We start from the raw sequence: 20,219 nt of genomic DNA, 5'->3' as shown, positions 1-20,219 counted from the left end.
GCAATGCCCAAGAAAAAGCTCTTGACCCTGTCGATCGCGGTGGCGCTCGCCGCCCTGCTGATCGCTGTGGGGTACTGGAACGTCAGCCCTGGCCGCTTCCTCGACAACCCCAAGGCGAGCGTCGACGCCGGTACCATCGACTACTATGCGATCAACGCGCACACGGTGCAGTACCTGCCCGACGGCTCCAGGCAGTACGACATGATTGCCGACAAGGTCGAGCACCTCAAGGCCAGCGAGGTCACCCATGTGACCAGGCCGGTGATGGACATCTACCGGGGAACGACCTACCCCTGGCACGTGCGCAGCGAGCGCGCCGTGGTCAATCCGGACGGCAGTCAGGTCGAACTCATTGACGCCGTACGGCTCAACCGCACGGACCAGCAGAACCGAACCACCGTGATCACTACGTCCCGCGCCATGGTATTCCCGCAGAAGCAATATGCGGAGACTGACCAAGACGTTAGAATCGAGGGCGCCGGTGGCGTCACGACTGCCAAGGGAATGAAAGCGTATTTGAACGACAGCAAGATCCACTTGCTGTCCACCGTAAGAGGACAGTATGAGGCTCGTTAAAACACTCCCCTTCCTGCTAGGCCTGGGCGCGGCACTGGGAAGCGTGAACGCTTTGGCGCTGCCCACCGACCGGAATCAGCCCATCCATATCCAGTCCGACGACGCCCAGCTTGACGACAAGCAAGGCGTGGCCGTGTACACCGGGGACGTGGTCATCACCCAGGGCTCGATGAAGATCACCGGCAACAAGGTAACCGTCACCCGCGCAGCCAATGGCGACGTGGACGTGTTCACCGCCGTGGGCAACCTGGCCTACTACGAGCAGAAGCCTGCCGTCGACAAGCCGATCGTCCAGGCCTACGCGGTGACCATCCAGTACTTCGCCTCCCAGGACCGCATCGTGCTGATCGACAAGGCCAAGGTCATCAACGATGGCAACACCTCCGAAGGCGAAAAGATCGTCTACGACACGGTGCGTCAGGTGGTGAACGCCGGGCGGGCCACGGGCAGCAAGCTGACCGCGCCACGCCCGCGGATCGACATGGTGATCCAGCCCAAGAAGAAAACCGACCAGCCGCAGAAGGCGCAGTAATGGCAACGTTGAAGGCCCAGCACCTGGCCAAGAGCTATAAAAGCCGGCAAGTGGTGAGAGATGTCAGCCTTTCCATCGAAAGTGGGCAGATCGTCGGCCTGCTTGGCCCCAACGGGGCGGGCAAGACCACCTGCTTCTACATGATCGTGGGCCTGGTCCAGGCAGACCAGGGCCGAGTGCTGATCGACGATCTGGACGTCAGCCACCAGCCCATGCATGGTCGCGCCAAGGCAGGCATTGGCTATCTGCCCCAGGAAGCCTCCATCTTCCGCAAGCTGTCGGTGGCCGACAACATCATGGCCATTCTGGAAACCCGCAAGGACCTCGACAGCAATGGCCGTCGCAAGGCCATGGAAAGCCTTTTGCAGGAATTCCACATCACCCATATCCGGGACAACCTCGGCATGAGCCTGTCCGGCGGCGAACGGCGACGGGTCGAGATCGCCAGGGCACTGGCCACCGCACCGAAATTCATCCTGCTGGACGAACCCTTCGCTGGCGTGGACCCGATTTCCGTGGGTGATATCAAGCAGATCATTCATCACCTCAAGGCCAAGGGCATTGGCGTGTTGATCACCGACCACAATGTGCGGGAAACCCTCGATATCTGCGAAATCGCCTATATTGTGAACGATGGCCAATTGATTGCAGAAGGCGATTCGGCAACTATCCTGGCCAACGAGTTGGTGAAAGAGGTCTACCTGGGCCACGAGTTCCGGCTGTAAGTGTAAAGCCCCTAGGCAAAGCTCGAAGCCTCAGGCATATAATTTGCTTCAAGTCTGGGTGCTCCGCTGGGAGTGCCCGTTGTGGAAGGCGCCTCGCGCCGGCAAACAAGGTGTCAAGCTCACGCCATGAAACCATCGCTTGTCCTTAAAATGGGCCAGCAACTGACGATGACGCCGCAGTTGCAACAGGCCATCCGCCTTCTCCAGCTTTCCACCTTGGACCTTCAACAGGAAATCCAGGAAGCGCTCGAGTCCAATCCGATGCTCGAACGCCAGGAAGAGGGTGACGACTTCGACAATACCGACCCGTTGGCTGACAAGGCGGAGCAGTCGAACACCCAGGCGGAAAGCCCCGAACCGACCTTCCAGGAAACCAGCTTCCAGGAAAGCGCTGACAGCGGCGCCCAAGCCAGCGAAGAAGGCGACTGGAGCGAACGCATTCCTGAAGACCTGCCCGTGGATACGGCCTGGGAAGACATCTACCAGACCAGCGCCAGCAGCCTGCCTGGCGGCGATGAGGACGATTGGGACTTCACCACCCGCACCTCGGCCGGGGAAAGCCTGCAAAGCCATCTGCTCTGGCAGCTCAACCTGGTGCCGATGTCCGACAACGACCGGTTGATCGCAGTTACCCTCATCGATTGCATCAACAACCAGGGGTACCTGGAGGAAAGCCTGGAAGAACTTTGCCAGGGCTTCGATCCGGAACTGGATATCGAGCTGGATGAAGTCGAGGCCGTGCTGCACCGCATCCAGCAGTTCGAGCCTGCCGGCGTGGGCGCACGCAACCTTAGCGAATGCCTGGCCCTGCAGTTGCGCCAGTTGCCGCCGAAAACCCCATGGCTTGCCGAGGCCCAGCGCCTGGTTACAGAGTTCATCGAATTGCTTGGCAGTCGGGACTATAGCCAACTGATGCGGCGAATGAAGCTCAAGGAAGATGAGCTTCGCCAGGTGATCGAGCTGGTGCAGAGCCTCAACCCGCGCCCCGGCTCGCAGATCGAGAGCAGCGAACCGGAATACGTGGTGCCTGATGTGATCGTGCGCAAGGACAACGACCGCTGGCTGGTGGAACTCAACCAGGAGGCCGTGCCACGGCTGCGTGTGAACCCACAGTATGCCGGGTTCGTACGTCGCGCCGACAGCAGCGCGGACAACACCTTCATGCGCAATCAGTTGCAGGAGGCCCGCTGGTTCATCAAGAGCCTGCAAAGCCGCAACGAAACCCTGATGAAGGTAGCCACGCAGATCGTTGAGCACCAGCGCGGCTTCCTCGACTATGGCGACGAAGCCATGAAACCCTTGGTGCTGCACGATATCGCCGAAGCCGTGGGCATGCACGAGTCCACGATTTCCCGTGTCACCACCCAGAAGTACATGCACACCCCTCGCGGCATTTATGAGCTGAAATACTTTTTCTCCAGCCACGTCAGCACCTCGGAAGGCGGAGAATGCTCATCCACGGCCATCCGGGCGATCATCAAGAAACTGGTTGCCGCCGAAAACCAGAAAAAGCCATTGAGTGACAGCAAGATCGCTGGTTTACTGGAGGCACAGGGCATTCAGGTAGCACGCCGCACTGTCGCCAAGTACCGTGAGTCCCTCGGGATCGCGCCGTCCAGCGAACGCAAGCGGTTGATGTAGCCTGGCCAGGTGGCTGCCGGCCCTGGTCGTCGGCAACCACCGGGAATGCCACCAGCGTTTCAGTGGCAGGTTCTTGCCTGCCTCTTTATGCACTGGCAATAAGGAGAAGCGGTATGCAAGTCAACATCAGTGGGCATCAACTGAATGTGACCGACGCCATGCGTAGCTACATGACCGAAAAGCTCGCCAAGCTGGAGCGACACTGCGACAAGATCACCAATGTGGAGGTGATCATGGAAGTGGAGAAGCAGAAACAGCGCGTCGAGGCGACCATCCGGGTTCCCAAGTGCGACGTGGTGGCCCAGGCGGAACACGAAGACATGTACGCCGCCATCGACCTTCTTACCGATAAACTCGACCGGCAATTGCTCAAATACAAGGAAAAACAGCAGAGCCACCTGCAAGGTACGGCCGCTCGCTGAGCCCCCGATGATCCGACTAGAACAGATCCTGACCCCCGGCCGTTCCCTGGTGAACGTGCCGGGCGGCAGCAAGAAACGCGTCCTCGAACAGATCGCCAGCCTGATCCATAAAGACCTACCCGATATCGGCCAGCAAGCCCTTTTCGAGGCTCTGATCGCACGGGAAAAGCTTGGGTCCACCGGTTTCGGCAATGGCATCGCCATTCCGCACTGTCGGCTCGCCAACTGCCATGAGCCCGTCAGCGCCCTCCTGCATCTGGAGTCGCCGGTAGACTTCGACGCCATCGATGGCGCGCCGGTGGATCTGATCTTCGTGCTGCTGGTTCCCCAGGCAGCCACCGATGCACACCTCGAACTGCTGCGACAGATCGCCAGCATGCTCGACCGCCGCGAGACTCGAGACCAACTGCGTTCAGCCAGGGACAGCGAGGCGCTGTACCAGGTGGTAGTGAACGCCCAGGTCAGCGCCTGACATGCGCCTGGTCATCGTCAGCGGTCGCTCGGGTTCGGGCAAGAGTACCGCTCTCGATGTCCTAGAAGACAACGGCTTCTACTGCATCGACAACCTTCCGGCCGGCCTGCTACCCGAGCTCGCCGAACGTGCCATCATTCATACCGAGCTGGCCCAGCCCTTGGTCGCCGTGTCCATAGACGCGCGCAACCTGCCCAGTCATCTGTCCCGCTTTCCGGAATTGCTCGATGAAGTCCGCGCCAAGCACATCCAGTGCGACGTGCTGTTCCTGGATGCAGACGAGGAAACACTGCTCAAGCGCTTTTCAGAAACCCGCCGGCGACACCCGCTGACCAGCGCCAATCGCTCCCTGGCCGAGGCCATTCGGGTTGAAAGCGACCTGCTTGGCCCCATAGCCGACCTGGCCGACCTGAAGATAAACACCACGAGCCTGAACCTCTACCAGCTCAGGGATACGCTGAAACTGCGCCTGCTCAACAAGCCAGACGCCGGTACCGCGTTCCTCCTGGAATCGTTCGGTTTCAAGCGTGGCATGCCCATCGACGCTGATCTGGTATTCGATGTGCGCTGCCTGCCCAACCCTTACTGGAAGCCGGAGCTGCGCGAGCACTCCGGGCTGGACCAGCCGGTGATCGACTATCTCGCGGCCCAGCCCGAGGTCGAAGACATGTTCCAGGACCTTTCCAGCTACCTGCTCAAATGGCTACCAAGGTTCGCGGCAAGCAACCGAGCCTACGTGACGGTTGCCATTGGCTGCACGGGCGGGCACCATCGCTCGGTCTATCTCACCGAGCGGCTCGGCGAACTGCTGCAACGGACCTTACGGAACGTGCAGGTGCGCCATCGAGACCTCACCTGAACCAAGGACTTGCCACGCAATGCCCGCACTCGACATTACCATCATCAACAAGCTGGGCTTGCACGCGCGCGCGGCCGCCAAGTTCGTCGGCGTCGCCGGTCGCTTTCCCTGCCAGGTTCGGGTTGGCCGTAGCTCGGCCAGCCTGGTAGACGGCAAGAGCATCATGGCAGTCATGATGCTGGCGGCCGGTAAAGGCACCCAGATTCACCTGAGCACCGAAGGCGAACAGGCCCAGGAAGCGCTGGATGCGCTCGCAGGCCTGATCAACGACAAGTTCGACGAAGGGGAGTGAAGCCGGGAGCGGTGCACCTGTAGGAACCAGCGCAGCTGGCGAAACTGCCGATTCGCTCGCTTCGCAGGCCCCTACCGATACGCCAGCGAGCTTAGAAGGCCTGCACGGCTGCCTGGTAGCGCTTTTCCACTTCCGGCCAATTGACCACGTTGAAGAACGCGCCTATGTATTCAGGGCGACGGTTCTGGTACTTCAGGTAATAGGCGTGCTCCCACACATCCAGCCCCAGGATGGGAGTATTGCCTTTCATCAACGGGCTGTCCTGGTTGGCAGTGCTCTCGACCACCAGTTTCTTCTCCGGGGTGACGCTCAGCCAGGCCCAGCCACTGCCGAAGCGGCTCACCGCGGCCTTGGTGAAAGCCTCCTTGAAGGCATCGAAGCCGCCCAGGTCTTTCTCGATCGCCTCTTTCACCGTGCCGCTGGGTTGGCCGCCGGCCGAAGGGGCCATTACCGTCCAGAACAGGGAATGGTTGGCATGGCCACCACCGTTGTTGGCCACGGGGCCTTTGAGTTTATCCTCGAGGCTATCATAGGCTGCCAGCAGCTTTTCCACTGGCCACTCGGCGTATTCGGTGTTTTCCAGGGCGGCGTTCAGGTTGTTGATGTAGGTCTGGTGGTGCTTGGTATGGTGGATCTCCATGGTCTGGGCATCGATATGGGGCTCCAAGGCTTTGTAGTCGTACGGCAAGGACGGCAGGGTGTGCGGCATGTCAGTGGACTCCGTATCGCGAGTGCGCGCCGGTATGGCGCGACGGTTGGCCCATGGCACCGCCGAGCAAGCTCGCGGTGCGGGGGTATTCGCCATGGACGGCAATGAAACCCAGCAGTTCCGTATAGGTGCGATCGCTGTGACGAAGCGCTGCCTGGCGCAAGGCCACGGACAAGTGCGAATCGGCTACCGCATGGAGCAAATGCTCATGGGCCGCGCACAGGTACTCGGCACTTTCTTCCGGCTGCCGCAGTTTCAGGTGCAGGTCCGCCAGGTTGTGGTGTGAAACCACGAAAGCCGCGACCGCTTCGTCCGGGTTGCTCCATCGCTCGAAGAGAATCTGCGCCAGGGCCAGTGCCCGCAGATAGTGCTCCCGGGCGTCGACCCAGTTGCCTTCGGCAAAGAGCGCATTGGCGCGCTCGATGGTCTGTTTCCAATGGTCCATGGTCGCTCCCCTTGCAGGTTGAGGTGCTTACAAGTGATGAGAGTGACTATTAGTGATAATCACTCTCAATGCAACTATGGTAGACCAAGGGGTATTTCAGCTGCCAGCTACTGTCATGCGCTCGATCAGTACGGATCCGGTACGTACGTTGCTGCGCAATTCCAGGTCATTGCCCACCGCGATGACCTGCCTGAACATGTCTTTCATGTTCCCAGCGATGGTCACTTCCTGGACCGGGAACTGGATTTCGCCGTTCTCGACCCAATACCCCGCAGCGCCGCGGGAGTAATCACCAGTGACCATGTTCAGGCCGCTGCCCATCAGCTCGGTAACCAACAGGCCACGTCCCATCTTGCGAATGAGCGCGGCCTGGTCGTCGCCGCCGTGGGTGACGAACAGGTTGTGCACGCCCCCGGCATTGGCTGTGCTGGGCATGCCCAGCTTGCGACCGGAATAGGTGCTCAACACATAGGACACCAGCCGGCCATCCTGCACGAAGGGCTTGGCATAGGTGGCCAGGCCGTCACCGTCGAAGCCCGCGCTGCCCAGGGCTCGGGGTAGATGGGGACGCTCGTCCAGGGTCAGCCAGTCTGGGAACAGCTGCTGGCCGAGGGCCCCTTCCAGGAAGGAGGACTTGCGATAGAGATTGCCCCCCGATACGGCCGAGAGGAAGCTGCCGAACAATCCGCCAGCCAGTTCCGCGGCGAACAGCACCGGGACCTCGCAGGTGGGCACCGGGCGCGCGCCCAGCCGGCTGGCGGCGCGTTCGGCGGCCTTGCGACCGATGGCTTCGGGCGAAGCCAGCAGGCCGCCTTCCCGGTTCACGTCGTACCAGTAGTCCCGCTGCATCTGCCCGTCCTGTTCGGCGATCATCACGCAGCTCAGACTGTGGCGGGTAGACGCATAGCCACCGATGAACCCGTGGCTATTACCGTACACCCGGCACCCCTGGTGGGTCGAAACCTGGCTGCCGTCGGCATTGCGGATCAGCGGACTGGCTGCGAATGCCGCCGCCTCGCAGGCCAGTGCCAGCTCGATGCTGGCCTCGGGACTGATCTCCCATGGGTGATACAGATCCAGCGCGGGCAGCTCACGGGCCATGAGCGCCGCGTCGGCCAGCCCCGCGGCATCGTCTTCGGAGGTATGTCGCGCGATCGCCAGGGCCGCCGCGACCGTCTCCCGGATGGCCTCGGGGCCGGTGGCCGAGGTGCTCGCCGATCCCTTGCGCTGCCCCAGGTAAAGCGTAATGCCAAAGCCTTGGTCGCGGTTGAGCTCAACGGTTTCGACTTCGCCCTGGCGCACCGAGGTGGACAGGCCCTGCTCCAGGGAAACGGCCACCTCGCAGGCGCTGGCGCCCTGGCGGCGGGCCTCGGCGATGATCTGTTCGACCTGTTCCTGTAAGGGCGGCAGCGCCTGCGGGCCAACGCTATCGACTGCTTTCATGGGTTTCTCCACAACTTCAAAGACGGATCCGGGCAAGGGCCTGCTGGCCGGACCGGACAACCGGCCCCCGACTGGTTATCATGGCGGCGTTTATAAGCGGACGGCCCCCATGGTTGATTCATACGACGACGCCCTCGGTGAGGGTAAAAGCAAGACGCAGGTCAAACGCGAGCTCCAGGCACTGACAGAACTGGGCGAGCGGCTGATCACGCTCAAACCAGACCTGCTCGCCCGGCTGCCGCTGACCGAACCGCTGCGGCGGGCACTGGAAGAAGCGCCCAGGCACACGGCCAATGCGGCGAAGAAACGGCACACCCAGTTCATCGGCAAACTGATGCGAGACCAGGACACGGCGGCGATTCTCGAGCTGCTGGACCAGGTCGACGCCTCTACGAGGCAGTACAACGAACGCTTCCACAACCTAGAGCGCTGGCGCGACCGGCTGATCGCCGGCGATGACGCGGTACTGGATGCGTTCGTGGGCCAATACCCGGAAACCGATCGCCAGCATTTGCGTTCACTGGTGCGCCATGCGCAGCACGAGGCCGCGCACAATCGCCCACCTTCGGCCAGCCGCAAGATCTTCAAGTACATCCGCGAGATCGACGAGCAGCAACGCGGCCTGCGTTGACCCACAGCTTCACCTGGGGCGAAGCCTGGCAAGGTCACGCCCCGGTGCCGCCCACGGTGATAGCGTCGATCTTCAGCGTGGGCTGGCCAACACCGACCGGCACCGATTGACCATCCTTGCCACAGGTGCCCACCCCGCTATCCAACGCCAGGTCCGTGCCCACCATGGACACCTTGCTCATGCAATCGGGACCATTGCCGATCAAGGTGGCGCCCTTGACCGGCGTGGTGATCCTGCCATCCTCGATCAGATAGGCTTCGCTGGTCGAGAACACGAACTTGCCGCTGGTGATATCCACTTGGCCACCGCCCAGGTTGGCGCAATAAAGCCCCTTCTTGACTGATCGGATGATTTCCTCGGGATCATGCTCGCCCGCCAGCATGTAGGTATTGGTCATGCGAGGCATGGGCAGGTGCGCGTAGGACTCCCGGCGCCCGTTGCCGGTGGCCGCCACGCCCATCAGGCGCGCGTTGAGCTTGTCTTGCATGTAGCCTTTGAGCACGCCCTTCTCGATCAGGGTCGTGCATTGGGTGGTAGTGCCTTCATCGTCGACGCTCAACGAGCCGCGACGACCTTGCAGGGTGCCGTCATCGACGATGGTGCACAGGCTGGAGGCCACCTGCTCGCCGATCCGTCCGCTGTAGGCCGAGCTGCCCTTGCGGTTGAAGTCTCCTTCCAGGCCATGCCCCACGGCTTCGTGCAGCAGCACGCCGGACCACCCCGGCCCCAGCACCACGGGCAGGGTACCGGCCGGAGCGGGCCGGGCCTCCAGGTTGACCAGAGCCTGGCGCAGGGCTTCACGGGCGTAACCCATGGCCCGCTCCTCATCCAGGAAATAGCGGTAGTCCGTGCGCGCGCCACCACCCTGCCCGCCCCGCTCGCGGCGGCCGTTCTGCTCGACGATCACGCTCACGTTGAAACGCACCAAGGGGCGGATATCGGCTGCCAGGCTGCCATCCATGCCCGCTACCAGTACCCGCTCCCAGACGCCTGCCATGCTGACGGTAACCTGCTGCACGCGGGGGTCGAGGGTACGGGTATAGGCATCGATGCGCTTGAGCAGCTCGACCTTTTCAGCGCGGCTCATCACGTCCAGCGGGTTGTCCGCGCCGTACAGGGGCGCTCGCGCCTGTGTCGGCTGCGCGAAGGCACGTACCTGCCCGTGCTGGCCTGCCCGGGAAATCGAACGAGCGGCCTGGGCGGCCTGGCTCAAGGCTTCACGCGTGATGGTGTTGCTATAGGCGAAACCGGTTTTCTCGCCAGCCTGGGCGCGAACGCCCACGCCCTGGTCGAAATTGAAACTGCCTTCCTTGACGATACCGTCTTCCAGGGCCCAGGACTCGGAGATCTGCGCTTGGAAATACAGGTCGGCGGCGTCGACTCCAGGACCGGCCAGTTCGCCCAGTACGGCGTTCAGGCTGTCGAGGGTCAGCTCGCCGGGGGTCAGCAATTGGTCGCTGACCGTATTCAACATCTCGCTCATGTTCACTCCGCGATAGGGGCAGGCCGCATGGCAGCCTGCGAGAAAATGCGCCGATGCATCTGCACCGGCATACGCTCACGGATGGACGCCTGCTCGACAGCGTCGCGTGAGCCCAGCAGTACCGCTTCCCCCGTCTGGTGCTGCGTGAGCAGCCGACCCCAAGGGTCCACGATGGCCGATTGCCCGTGGGTATGGCGTGGGCCAGGGTGCTCACCGCCCTGGGCCGCGGCCAACAGGTAGCATTGGGTTTCTATGGCACGGGCGCGAATCAGCACCTCCCAGTGAGCGGCCCCGGTCACCGCGGTGAACGCCGAAGGCGCGCTGATCAGCTCCGCGCCGGCATCCCTTAGCCGCGCATAGAGTTCAGGGAAGCGCAGGTCATAGCATACGCTCAACCCCAGCCGCCCTACCGGCGTGTCGGCAACCACAAGGTTGTGACCATGGCCATAGTCATCGGACTCCCGATAGCGGGCCCGATCGTCCTGCACATCCACGTCGAACAAATGGATCTTGTCGTAACGGGCGACTGTGCGCCCGGTGTCGTCCAGCAGCAGCGAGCAAGCGCGGGGCTGCGCGTCCGGCGCGCCTTCCGGTGGCAGTGGAACAGTGCCGGCGACCAGCCAGAGGCCAAAGTCCCGAGCGCACTGGCGTAGCGCTGGCAACACCGGGCCGGTGCCCTGGGCTTCGGCCCGGGCGATGGCTGCCACGTCCCTGCGGCCGAGCGCGGCGAAGTTCTCCGGCAACACCGCCAGCCTGGCCCCCACCTCGCTAGCCTGCTCGAGCAGTGCCCTGGCCCGCGCCAGGTTCAAGGCCAGGTCGGTTTGGCTGACCATCTGGATCACGGCCACGTCCATAGGCGCTGGCGTCTCCTAGATAAGGGTTCAAGGTGCATCCTAACCCACTGGAGGCTGTGCGGCTAACCGCAGCCAGGATTCGGCCAGGCGTCCTGCTCAATGCTTGCCGTCGAATGGGCGGTCGAAGCTGAGCTTGGGCTCCTTGAGCGGCCCTTCCACGCGATACTTGACGCTGATCAGGCGGGACACCCGGTCCCCCAGCAGCTTGTCGACCAGGAACAGCGCGCCACCCACCGCCGGCGCACCCACGATCAGGGCCGCCATGGGCAGATTGGTGCTCACGGGCAGGGTGACCAGCAAGCGAGCGTCCACCCGGTCGGCCGCCATGTCCAACGTGCCGTCCAGTTCGAGATTGCTGGACGGGCCGGTCAGGGCAATGGGCGTGCGGGTCACGTATACCCCATCGCTGGCGGCCAGCTTCCCGGTGACCTTGTCGTAGCTGAGCCCACGCCCGAGCAGGTCGGAGAAGTCCAGGCGCAGCCGGCGGCCGATGGCATTGAAGTTAAGCAACCCGAACACCCGCAGGGCCTGGGCGCCGCCTTCCACTTCGATGAACTGGCCATGCTTGAGGGTAGCGTCCAGGCTGCCGGAATATCGCTTGGGCGAGGCCCATGCGGGTGACCCTGGCCAGCGGCCGTCCACGTCCAGGCTGAAGTCCTGACTGGTGACCGAGGGCGCGAATCGCCAGGCCTTGAGCACATCGGCCAGGTTGGCGCCGTGGACATTGCCCTTGAACCAGCTTGTGCTGGCGCCGGCGGTGCCCTCCCAGCCACCGCTGCCTTGCAGTTGCATCCCCTTGAGCCCCAGGCTCAACTCATCCAGCGCCAGCCCCCGCTCGCTGGGGCGTAACTTGAGCGACCAGGCGCCGACTAGGTCTGTTCCTTGCCACAGGCGCGCGATGCGCACATCTACCGCGGGAATGTCATGGGGATCTATCTCGGCCAGCGGGTCGGGCGTCTCGAGAGGGTCCTGTAGGGCGGTACCCTCGACTGCGGGCGCGGGCAGGTGGACATCCTGCAGGTCGATGTCCAAGGGCAATCCAGGGCGGTCCGGCACAGTAGCCTTTCCGGTGAGCTGGGGGCTGTTCAGGCGAAGCTGCCAAGCGTCCTGGGCGCGGTCCAGACGCAGGCGCGCTTGCTCCAGCGATTGCCCGAACGCGCTCAGGTGCGCGATGGTCAGGTCCACGCTGCTCAACGGCATGGTCGGTGCCGAGCCGTTCGCTGTTCCCGCGGTGACCGGGGCGGCTGCCAGGTAGCGATCGCGCACTGCCTGCCAGGCCTTCAGGTCCACCCAGTCCATGGCGCCACGCAGGCGTAGCCCAGGCGCTCCGGGCAGCTGGGCCTTGCCGTCACCAAGCAGTAGCTCGCCGTGGCTAGTGCTCGGCGGGGCGCGGAACTGGCCATTGGCGGGCTGGTAGACCAGGCTGGCCAGGTTTGCGTAGGTCACCCGCAGTTGCCGCTCGCTTCCTGTAAGGTCGAGGTCGACACGCGTGGGGCGGCTATCCCCGGCCGCCTTGCCGTAGGGCGCGGGTAGATCGACGGTCACGCCCTTGAGGTCCGAATCGATGCCGAGCTGGCTGTCATTTCCCAAGGCCAGCTGCATCTGGTAGGGGAACTCGCCCGTGGCGGGAAGGGGTTGGCTATTGCCCAGCCAGTTGCTCAGCGTGGCAACGTCCATCCGGCCGCTCACGTTGATACGGGTCAGCGGCGCCCCCGGCGTGCCAAGCGCTTCCAGCCCGGCGGTGAAGCCCTTGCCCAGCGCCTGGCCACTCACGTCCTTGGCCGCCAGCCCCTTGGCCAGGTCGAAGCGGAAGTCGCCCTTGAGTTCGCTGAGCTCCAGGGAGGGCTCAGCAAGCTTGAGGCGGGCGCCAGCGGTGGTGAAATCCACGACCACCTTGGGTAGCTCACCGTGGGCAAGGGGAATGTCCAGGTCTACCCCGCCTCGGAGCGGACCTTGCGCCTGCCAGCCGGCGAACATCGCCTCGGTACCTATTGGCGCCGTTTGCAGAAGTTTGATTCCATCCCCGAGCGGCCCGTCGAAGCGTCCCAACACGCTCAGGTGTGGCACCTGCCCTTCGCCTGGATGAGGTACTCGCACGGTCACGTCACTCACGGCGGTGTCCAGCAAGCGGCCTCGATCAGCCTGGATGCGGACATCCCCGTCCTGGATGTAGACCTTGCCGTCCACGCCTGTGACCGCCGGCCAGCCCGGCTGGAAAGCCAGGCTCGCATCATGGACCTTGAAGAAAAGGGTCAGGCTGCGCGCGTGATCCGGCGCGGCGTGGGCCAAGGAGCCCTGGTACTGGAAATAGCCCTCGTCGACCTTCCCCTGCTGCACCGCAGTGCGCAGCCAGTCGGCCACCTGGGGGTTCAGGGCTTCAGGCAGGTATTTGGGGGTGAACCGGCCGTCACCGTCATGCAAGCCCACGCGCAGGTCCATGTAAGGCTCGAGTCCTTCGCCGAAAGGCAGGCGGATCATGAAATCGGCCGCGATTCGCCCTTCTTCCCCTTGCACCTGGATGACCGGCGCGACCAGGCTGAAGCCTTCGCTGTTCAGACGCCAGGCCAATCGGGCCTGGGCCTGCTGGTAATGCCATTGCTGATTGAAGATGGGAAACAGGTGCAGCATGAAGCCTTCGCTGGCCAGGCGCAGTTCGCCATGGCCCAGGTCGCCTTCGATGCTGCCGCTGACGTTGGCGCCGCCAGGGGCGAAGTGATAGGGCTGGAACGCGACCTGCTCCAGGTTCGCGGCGAAGGCCAGGCGGCGGTCTCCGTTCTCCTTCGGGCGCAGCGTCACCAGCACGTTGCGCAACGTACCGCTGGGCTTGAGGCTGTCCACCGCCAGGGCGGCCTTTTCCGGCCAGGGCATGTAGGCATCGAGCAAGGGGAGCAGAGGGCCGAGGGCGAGGCGGTCGGCCTGCAGTTGCCACTCATCGCCGGCCTGCTCGGCCTTGAGGCGCGCTTCCCAACGCTGGTCGGCCAGGGTCATGGCCAAGGGCTGGGCCAACAGCCGGTAATTGGTACCTTCCCGCTGCAGCCAGGCGGAGAGGGCCAGGTCACTGACCGCAGTTGGCGCCCGGCCTTCCATACCACCTTCGATTCGCGGGGCGTTGAGGCGCAACGAGGCGCTCTTGAGATGCTGGTCTGCCCAGTCCAGCCAGAGTTCCCCACCGGCCTGCAGCGCCTGAAAATGCCATTGCCCCGTCGAGCTTGCCGGAAGCCATTTTGCCCAATCGCTCTGAGGCAAGCTGACATAGGCCTGAAGGGCTGCCTCCTGCCAGCGCTGCGGCTGTACCCTGGCGCGCACCTGCGCTGCCATGGGCTTGCCATCGGGCAGGTGCAGGCGCAAGTCCAGGCGCTCCTGCCCCTGGGCGGAACGCAAGCTGGCGTCCAGGTAGGTAAAGGCGATAGGGTCGTGACCCCATGGCACCAGCACCAACTGGCTGTCAAGCAGTGTCAGCTCGCCAAGCTGGCGCAGGCGGTCGATCGCCTGGGCGGGGTCCAGCGGGCTATCGTCAGAAGGCCTGGGAAGGCCCTGCAACGCCCAGTGGCCGCTGCCATCCTGACGCAGGGTCAGGTGCAAGCCTTCCACTTGGAGCGTGTCGATCTGCGGCTTGAGAGTCGTGAGACTGCGCCACAGCGCGGGCACTACCCGCACCCGATCCAAATGCAAGGCATCCGGCCCGGTGCCGAGGGTCAGGTCCTGGGCCACCAGCGCTGGCGACAGCCCTACCCAACTGCCTTCCACGCGGCCGATGCTCACGGGCAGGCCCAGGGCCTGGCTTACCTTGTCGGTGAGCGCGGGCTGGTAGTCTCCTACCAGAGGCAGCAACTGCCGGCCGAGGCTTACATAGAGCGCCAGGAGGATCAGGTAAAGCGCGCAGCCGCCCAGCCCCCAACGAACGAGCGCCCCTGTCACCTGTGTCAAACGCGCCATGCAGGGGCCCTTGTTCGGTTAAGCTTCAATCAGAGCAACACCACGTCGTATTGTTCCTGCGAATACATGCTCTCTACCTGGAAGCGAATGGTGCGGCCTATGAAAGCCTCCAGTTCGGCGACATTGCCGGACTCTTCGTCCAGCAGGCGGTCCACCACTTTCTGATTGGCCAGCACCCGGTAGCCCTCGGCCTGGTAGGCCCTGGCCTCGCGCAGGATTTCCCGGAAAATCTCGTAGCAGACGGTTTCAGGCGTTTTCAGCTTGCCCCGCCCCTGGCAGCAGGCACAGGGCTCGCAAAGTACCTGTTCCAGGCTTTCCCGGGTTCGCTTGCGGGTCATCTGCACCAGGCCCAGCTCGGTGATGCCAATGATGTTGGTCTTGGCATGGTCACGTTCGAGCTGTTTCTCCAGGGTACGCAATACCTGGCGCTGGTGTTCCTCGTCTTCCATGTCGATGAAGTCGATGATGATGATCCCGCCGATGTTGCGCAGGCGCAGCTGGCGGGCAATGGCCGTGGCAGCCTCGAGGTTGGTCTTGAAGATGGTTTCCTCGAGGTTGCGGTGCCCCACGAAGGCACCGGTGTTGACGTCGATGGTGGTCATCGCCTCGGCCGGGTCCACGACCAGGTAGCCACCGGACTTGAGCGGCACCTTGCGATCCAGTGCCCGCTGGATCTCGTCTTCCACCGCATAGAGGTCGAAGATCGGCCGTTCGCCCGGGTAATGTTCCAGGCGGTCGGCGATCTCCGGCATCAGCTCTTCGACGAACTGGGTGGTTTTCTGGAAAGTCTCCCTGGAATCGATGCGGATCTTCTCGATCTTCGGATTGACCAGGTCGCGCAGGGTACGCAGGGCCAGGCCCAGGTCTTCATAGATGACCGTGGGCGCGCCGGCGGTCTTGATCTGGCTGCCGATCTGTTCCCAAAGCCTGCGCAGGTAGCGAATGTCCATGAGGATTTCCTCGGCCCGGGCGCCCTCGGCGGCGGTGCGCAGGATGAACCCGCCGCTTTCCTGGATGCCCTCCTTGGCCACGCAGTCGCTGACGATCTGCTTGAGGCGCTCGCGCTCGCATTCTTCCTCGATTTTCAGGGAAATGCCCACATGACTGGTGCGTGGCATGTACACCAGGTAGCGCGACGGAATCGACAACTGGGTGGTCAGGCGCGCGCCCTTGGAGCCAATCGGGTCCTTGGTGACCTGCACCACCAGGCTCTGCCCCTCATGGACCAGGGCACTGATGGTTTCCACGGCCGGCCCTTCGCGCAGGGAAATCTCCGAAGCGTGGATGAACGCGGCGCGGTCCAGTCCGATGTCGATGAACGCCGCCTGCATGCCCGGAAGCACGCGCACGACCTTCCCCTTGTAGATGTTGCCGACGATGCCCCGGCGCTGGGTACGCTCCACGTGCACTTCCTGCAGCACGCCGTTCTCCACCAGCGCCACACGGGATTCCATCGGCGTGATGTTGATGAGGATTTCTTCGCTCATGACAGGCTCTCGTCAGGATGTTTGCCCCATGATGCCCGGACTGACGGCGCGAGGCGACGCCAGCGTAAGCTCAAAGGGTAACGTTCGGTTGCCAGCACGGCACGCCGAAGCGGGCCAGCAGCGAGGCGGTTTCGCACAGGGGCAAGCCGACCACGCCGGAATAACTGCCGTCTATGGCTTCCACGAAGACCGCGCCCAGCCCCTGTATGGCATAGGCCCCAGCCTTGTCGGCAGGCTCCCCGCTGGCCCAGTATGCGTCGATTTCCTGTGCCGAAAGATGTCTGAAACGTACCTGGCTGCTCACGCAGATCACTTCTGCCTCGCTGGCGCTTCGTACCGCCACGGCGGTGAAAACTCGGTGCGCGCGGCCGCTGAGGGCGGCGAGCATGGCGCGCGCGTCCTGGCCGTCGGCGGGTTTGCCGAGAATCCGCTCGTCAAGGATAACCGCGGTATCGGCTCCGAGCACGACCGCACCTGCCGGCGCGTGCGCCTGGCCGGCGATCGCCTTGGCCACGGCCAGGCGGCACACGTAGGCCTGCGGCTGCTCGCCGGGCAATGGGGTTTCGTCGATAGGCGCCGTCAAGGTGCTGAAGGGCACGCCGATCTGGGCCAGCAACTCGCGCCGGCGTGGGGAGCCGGAAGCCAGGAACAATGAAGGCATGGGACAACTCCTTGTCAGCGGCGCCTCAGTGGATATTGAAGCGTCGGCGCAGGCCGCGCAGTCCATAACTGACCCACGGCCATAGCAGGGCGCTGACCACCGCTGGCAACAGCAGGGCCAGGGTGGGCTGGCGGTTACCGGTCAGGGCGCTCAGCCATAGCTGCGCCAGCTGCATGACCCCCAGCACCACGAAGATCACCAGGCTCTGCTGCCACATCGGGAACATGCGCATGCGCTGCTGCAGCGACAGCACCAGGAAGGTAGTCAGGCTCAGGATAAGCGCGTTCTGCCCCAGCAGGGTGCCGTAGAGGACGTCTTCGGCCAGGCCCAGTACCCAGGCAGTGGTCATGCCCACCTTGCCGGGCACGTTCAGGCACCAGAAGGCCATGAGCAACGACAGCCACAGTGGGCGCAGCACTTCCATGAACTGGGGCAGCGGGGACACGCTCAGCAGCAGGCCGATGGCGAAGGTCAGCCAGATGATCCAGCCATGGTTGCGCCTTGTATTGACCATCAATGCGCTCCTTCGGGGCTGGCTGCTCGCCCGGCCGGCGCGCTGGCGCGGGGCGTGGCGGCCGGCTTGACATTAGGCGCCGGGGTAGCGCCCTGGGCAGGCGTGGAGGCCGGGTGGCCGGCCGCGGCGGGCTGCGCCGGATGGGAATTCGGAGTGGCGACATGTGCACCATTGCCCGGCGAGCCACTCCCCGCTGGTGCGGCCGGCGTAGCCTGTGCACCGGCCGGGTTCTGGTCGAGATGCTCGCCCGAGCCGCCTCGCCCAGAGGCCGGGGCGGCGGGCACACCGCTGCCTTCTTCTGCCTGGGCGGCGTCGGCGGCGCGCTGTTCCGGCGTACGGCTATCGGAGAACACCAGCAACACGTAGCGGCTGCGGTTGAGCGCGGCCGTGGGCACTGCCCGTACAATCGCAAAGGGCTGGCCGGAGTCATGAATCACTTCCTTGACCGTGGCCACCGGATAGCCTGCCGGGAAGCGCTGGCCCAACCCTGAGCTGACCAGCAGGTCGCCTTCCTTGATGTCGGCCGTGTCGGCTACGTGCCGAAGCTCCAGGCGCTCCGGATTGCCCGTGCCGCTGGCGATGGCGCGAAGCCCGTTGCGGTTGACCTGGACAGGAATGCTGTGGGTGCTGTCGGTAAGCAGCAAGACCCGCGAAGCATAGGGCATCAATTCCACTACCTGCCCCATCAGACCCCGCGCATCGAGCACCGGCTGCCCCAGGAACACGCCGTCACGCTCCCCCTTGTTGATGAGGATACGGTGGGTGAAGGGATTGGGGTCTACGCCGATCAGTTCGGCCACCTCTACCTTCTCGTTCACCAGCGAGGATGAATTGAGCAGTTCGCGCAAGCGCACGTTCTGTTCCGTCAAGGCAGCCAGCTTCTGCAGGCGCCCCTGCAGCAGGAGAGCTTCGGTCTTGAGCTTTTCGTTTTCCGCGATCAGCTCGGTGCGGCTGCCGAACTGGCTCGCCACGCCCTGCCACATGCGTTGCGGCAGGTCGGTGATCCAGTACGACTGCATCAGCACCAGCGACATCTGGCTGCGCACGGGCTTGAGCAGCATGAAGCGGGCGTCCACCACCATCAGGGCAACGGACAGTACCACGAGCACCAGCAGATGCACGCCCAGCGAGGGGCCCTTGGCGAACAGCGGTTTAATGGGCTGTTCCTCCTGGGCGGGAAGATGGAAGGTCAGTCATGGATCGAAACCGCGGCAAGAAACTGATAAACGCGCGAACGCCCGGCCGCTACCTTAGCGCCGGGAGACGCTACTGTAACCCACCGGGCGTGCCACTGGATCATTCGCTGGAGAGCAGATCCATGGTGTGCTTGTCCATCATCTCCAGGGCACGGCCGCCGCCGCGGGCCACGCAGGTGAGCGGATCCTCGGCGACGATGACCGGCAGGCCGGTTTCCTGGGCCAGGAGCTTGTCCAGGTCACGCAGCAGCGCGCCACCGCCGGTGAGCACCAGGCCACGCTCGGCGATGTCCGAGGCCAGTTCAGGCGGGGACTGTTCCAGGGCGCTCTTGACCGCCTGGACGATGGTCGCCAGGGACTCCTGCAGCGCCTCGAGCACTTCGTTGGAATTGAGGGTGAAGGCTCGCGGCACACCTTCGGCCAGGTTACGGCCACGCACGTCCACTTCGCGAACTTCGCCGCCCGGGTAGGCGGTGCCGATTTCCTGCTTGATGCGCTCGGCGGTGGATTCGCCGATCAGACTGCCGTAGTTGCGGCGAACGTAGGTCACGATGGCTTCGTCGAAGCGGTCGCCACCCACGCGCACGGATTCGGCGTACACCACGCCATTGAGGGAAATCAGGGCGATCTCGGTAGTGCCGCCGCCGATATCCACCACCATCGAACCGCGGGCTTCCTCCACTGGCAGACCGGCGCCGATGGCCGCCGCCATGGGCTCCTCGATGAGGAAGACTTCACGCGCGCCGGCACCGAGGGCCGACTCACGGATGGCCCGGCGCTCCACCTGGGTGGACTTGCAGGGCACGCAGATCAGCACGCGAGGGCTGGGCTGCAGGAAGCTGTTTTCATGAACCTTGTTGATGAAGTACTGAAGCATTTTTTCGCAGACGCTGAAGTCGGCGATCACTCCGTCCTTCATGGGACGGATGGCAGCAATGTTACCCGGGGTGCGGCCGAGCATGCGCTTGGCCTCGGTCCCGACGGCCACCACGCTCTTCTGGTTGCCGTGGGTACGGATGGCGACCACCGAGGGCTCATTCAGGACGATACCGCGCTCACGCACGTAGATAAGGGTGTTGGCCGTTCCCAGGTCGATGGACAGATCGCTGGAAAACATGCCACGCAGTTTCTTGAACATGGAGAAGTGACCCTGGCAACGCGTGGGTAAAAAAGTGCGGCAAACTCTAACAACGGCGGGGATTTTGGGCAAGGCGCCAATATGTTAAATTGGCTGTTTTTCCGGGCACACGGCCCCACGATCGCGGCTCTGTGACCGTGTTTTCGCGACTGTGTTCCCCCCGTGGCGGAACGTTTCCGCCCGGCTTTCTCCTGGAGATCCTC

Annotated in this window: 20 protein-coding genes; 9 read left to right on the top strand and 11 right to left on the bottom strand. The window is 63.7% G+C overall.

Features of this window, described 5'->3' with window-relative positions; all coding sequences use genetic code 11:
- The first annotated feature begins 3 nt into the window (after positions 1-3).
- From lptC to BN1188_RS12440, 8 genes are all read left to right on the top strand, one after another.
- Positions 4-576 (top strand): LPS export ABC transporter periplasmic protein LptC, encoded by a 573-nt coding sequence (lptC, locus tag BN1188_RS12475; protein WP_040261797.1) that lies wholly within the window; start codon positions 4-6, stop codon positions 574-576.
- Positions 563-1,108: a lipopolysaccharide transport periplasmic protein LptA gene (lptA, locus tag BN1188_RS12470; RefSeq protein WP_040261796.1), complete on the top strand. Its 546-nt coding sequence runs from the start codon at positions 563-565 to the stop codon at positions 1,106-1,108. Before lptC ends, lptA begins: the two co-directional genes overlap by 14 nt.
- Positions 1,108-1,833, top strand: coding sequence for an LPS export ABC transporter ATP-binding protein (lptB, locus tag BN1188_RS12465; protein WP_040261795.1), 726 nt, complete (start codon positions 1,108-1,110; stop codon positions 1,831-1,833). Before lptA ends, lptB begins: the two co-directional genes overlap by 1 nt.
- 126 nt (positions 1,834-1,959) lie before the next feature.
- A complete protein-coding gene (locus tag BN1188_RS12460) occupies positions 1,960-3,474 on the top strand; it encodes an RNA polymerase factor sigma-54 (protein WP_040261794.1) in 1,515 nt (504 codons plus the stop codon).
- 113 nt (positions 3,475-3,587) lie between these two features.
- Positions 3,588-3,896, top strand: a complete 309-nt coding sequence (gene hpf, locus BN1188_RS12455) for a ribosome hibernation-promoting factor, HPF/YfiA family (RefSeq protein ID WP_040261793.1) — start codon at positions 3,588-3,590, stop codon at positions 3,894-3,896.
- A 7-nt stretch (positions 3,897-3,903) separates the two neighbouring features.
- A complete protein-coding gene (gene ptsN, locus BN1188_RS12450) occupies positions 3,904-4,368 on the top strand; it encodes a PTS IIA-like nitrogen regulatory protein PtsN (RefSeq protein ID WP_040261792.1) in 465 nt (154 codons plus the stop codon).
- 1 nt (position 4,369) lies between these two features.
- Entirely contained in the window at positions 4,370-5,227 is an 858-nt protein-coding gene (rapZ, locus tag BN1188_RS12445) for an RNase adapter RapZ (RefSeq protein WP_040261791.1), read from the top strand.
- A 19-nt stretch (positions 5,228-5,246) separates the two neighbouring features.
- On the top strand, positions 5,247-5,519 hold the full coding sequence (locus BN1188_RS12440) for an HPr family phosphocarrier protein (RefSeq protein ID WP_040261790.1): 273 nt from the start codon (positions 5,247-5,249) through the stop codon (positions 5,517-5,519).
- Positions 5,520-5,610: 91 nt separating this feature from the next.
- On the opposite strand, the gene BN1188_RS12435 is transcribed toward BN1188_RS12440, so the two are convergent.
- From BN1188_RS12435 to pmbA, 3 genes are all read right to left on the bottom strand, one after another.
- Positions 5,611-6,228 (bottom strand): superoxide dismutase, encoded by a 618-nt coding sequence (locus tag BN1188_RS12435; protein WP_040261789.1) that lies wholly within the window; start codon positions 6,226-6,228, stop codon positions 5,611-5,613.
- Position 6,229: 1 nt separating this feature from the next.
- Entirely contained in the window at positions 6,230-6,673 is a 444-nt protein-coding gene (locus BN1188_RS12430) for a tetratricopeptide repeat protein (protein ID WP_040261788.1), read from the bottom strand.
- Between the two features lie 96 nt (positions 6,674-6,769).
- Positions 6,770-8,116, bottom strand: coding sequence for a metalloprotease PmbA (gene pmbA / locus BN1188_RS12425; RefSeq protein WP_040261787.1), 1,347 nt, complete (start codon positions 8,114-8,116; stop codon positions 6,770-6,772).
- 109 nt (positions 8,117-8,225) lie between these two features.
- Here pmbA and yjgA point away from each other — a divergent pair, with 109 nt between their 5' ends.
- Positions 8,226-8,747 carry a ribosome biogenesis factor YjgA gene (gene yjgA / locus BN1188_RS12420; RefSeq protein ID WP_040263899.1) on the top strand — a complete coding sequence of 174 codons (522 nt, stop codon included), beginning with the start codon at positions 8,226-8,228 and terminating at the stop codon, positions 8,745-8,747.
- A gap of 34 nt (positions 8,748-8,781) precedes the next feature.
- On the opposite strand, the gene tldD is transcribed toward yjgA, so the two are convergent.
- From tldD to mreB, 8 genes are all read right to left on the bottom strand, one after another.
- Complete coding sequence (tldD, locus tag BN1188_RS12415) at positions 8,782-10,230, bottom strand: metalloprotease TldD (protein WP_040261786.1); 1,449 nt, start codon at positions 10,228-10,230, stop codon at positions 8,782-8,784.
- Between the two features lie 2 nt (positions 10,231-10,232).
- Entirely contained in the window at positions 10,233-11,084 is an 852-nt protein-coding gene (locus BN1188_RS12410) for a carbon-nitrogen hydrolase family protein (RefSeq protein ID WP_040261785.1), read from the bottom strand.
- Positions 11,085-11,180: 96 nt separating this feature from the next.
- Complete coding sequence (locus BN1188_RS12405) at positions 11,181-15,020, bottom strand: YhdP family protein (protein WP_040261784.1); 3,840 nt, start codon at positions 15,018-15,020, stop codon at positions 11,181-11,183.
- Positions 15,021-15,049: 29 nt separating this feature from the next.
- Complete coding sequence (gene rng / locus BN1188_RS12400; protein WP_040261783.1) at positions 15,050-16,507, bottom strand: ribonuclease G; 1,458 nt, start codon at positions 16,505-16,507, stop codon at positions 15,050-15,052.
- 70 nt (positions 16,508-16,577) lie between these two features.
- Complete coding sequence (locus BN1188_RS12395) at positions 16,578-17,168, bottom strand: Maf family protein (RefSeq protein ID WP_040261782.1); 591 nt, start codon at positions 17,166-17,168, stop codon at positions 16,578-16,580.
- Positions 17,169-17,193: 25 nt separating this feature from the next.
- Complete coding sequence (mreD, locus tag BN1188_RS12390) at positions 17,194-17,682, bottom strand: rod shape-determining protein MreD (protein ID WP_040261781.1); 489 nt, start codon at positions 17,680-17,682, stop codon at positions 17,194-17,196.
- Positions 17,682-18,791: a rod shape-determining protein MreC gene (mreC, locus tag BN1188_RS12385; protein ID WP_408633622.1), complete on the bottom strand. Its 1,110-nt coding sequence runs from the start codon at positions 18,789-18,791 to the stop codon at positions 17,682-17,684. The genes mreD and mreC overlap by 1 nt, the downstream gene beginning before the upstream one ends.
- A 187-nt stretch (positions 18,792-18,978) precedes the next feature.
- Entirely contained in the window at positions 18,979-20,016 is a 1,038-nt protein-coding gene (gene mreB, locus BN1188_RS12380; protein ID WP_008371426.1) for a rod shape-determining protein MreB, read from the bottom strand.
- Positions 20,017-20,219: the final 203 nt, after the last annotated feature.

It is taken from the genome of Pseudomonas massiliensis (assembly GCF_000826105.1).
Taxonomy (GTDB): Bacteria; Pseudomonadota; Gammaproteobacteria; order Pseudomonadales; family Pseudomonadaceae; genus Aquipseudomonas; species Aquipseudomonas massiliensis.
This window is presented reverse-complemented; position numbering and strand designations above follow the sequence as displayed.

Bases quoted from the DNA above. Each gene is read 5' to 3' on its own strand.
- rapZ (WP_040261791.1), top strand. From the start codon at position 4,370: ATGCGCCTGGTCATCGTCAGCGGTCGCTCGGGTTCGGGCAAGAGTACC.
- lptA (WP_040261796.1), top strand. From the start codon at position 563: ATGAGGCTCGTTAAAACACTCCCCTTCCTGCTAGGCCTGGGCGCGGCA.
- BN1188_RS12440 (WP_040261790.1), top strand. From the start codon at position 5,247: ATGCCCGCACTCGACATTACCATCATCAACAAGCTGGGCTTGCACGCG.
- yjgA (WP_040263899.1), top strand. From the start codon at position 8,226: ATGGTTGATTCATACGACGACGCCCTCGGTGAGGGTAAAAGCAAGACG.
- rng (WP_040261783.1), bottom strand. From the start codon at position 16,507: ATGAGCGAAGAAATCCTCATCAACATCACGCCGATGGAATCCCGTGTG.
- hpf (WP_040261793.1), top strand. From the start codon at position 3,588: ATGCAAGTCAACATCAGTGGGCATCAACTGAATGTGACCGACGCCATG.
- BN1188_RS12410 (WP_040261785.1), bottom strand. From the start codon at position 11,084: ATGGACGTGGCCGTGATCCAGATGGTCAGCCAAACCGACCTGGCCTTG.
- ptsN (WP_040261792.1), top strand. From the start codon at position 3,904: ATGATCCGACTAGAACAGATCCTGACCCCCGGCCGTTCCCTGGTGAAC.
- pmbA (WP_040261787.1), bottom strand. From the start codon at position 8,116: ATGAAAGCAGTCGATAGCGTTGGCCCGCAGGCGCTGCCGCCCTTACAG.
- mreD (WP_040261781.1), bottom strand. From the start codon at position 17,682: ATGGTCAATACAAGGCGCAACCATGGCTGGATCATCTGGCTGACCTTC.
- tldD (WP_040261786.1), bottom strand. From the start codon at position 10,230: ATGAGCGAGATGTTGAATACGGTCAGCGACCAATTGCTGACCCCCGGC.
- lptC (WP_040261797.1), top strand. From the start codon at position 4: ATGCCCAAGAAAAAGCTCTTGACCCTGTCGATCGCGGTGGCGCTCGCC.
- BN1188_RS12405 (WP_040261784.1), bottom strand. From the start codon at position 15,020: ATGGCGCGTTTGACACAGGTGACAGGGGCGCTCGTTCGTTGGGGGCTG.
- BN1188_RS12460 (WP_040261794.1), top strand. From the start codon at position 1,960: ATGAAACCATCGCTTGTCCTTAAAATGGGCCAGCAACTGACGATGACG.
- BN1188_RS12435 (WP_040261789.1), bottom strand. From the start codon at position 6,228: ATGCCGCACACCCTGCCGTCCTTGCCGTACGACTACAAAGCCTTGGAG.
- BN1188_RS12430 (WP_040261788.1), bottom strand. From the start codon at position 6,673: ATGGACCATTGGAAACAGACCATCGAGCGCGCCAATGCGCTCTTTGCC.
- BN1188_RS12395 (WP_040261782.1), bottom strand. From the start codon at position 17,168: ATGCCTTCATTGTTCCTGGCTTCCGGCTCCCCACGCCGGCGCGAGTTG.
- lptB (WP_040261795.1), top strand. From the start codon at position 1,108: ATGGCAACGTTGAAGGCCCAGCACCTGGCCAAGAGCTATAAAAGCCGG.
- mreB (WP_008371426.1), bottom strand. From the start codon at position 20,016: ATGTTCAAGAAACTGCGTGGCATGTTTTCCAGCGATCTGTCCATCGAC.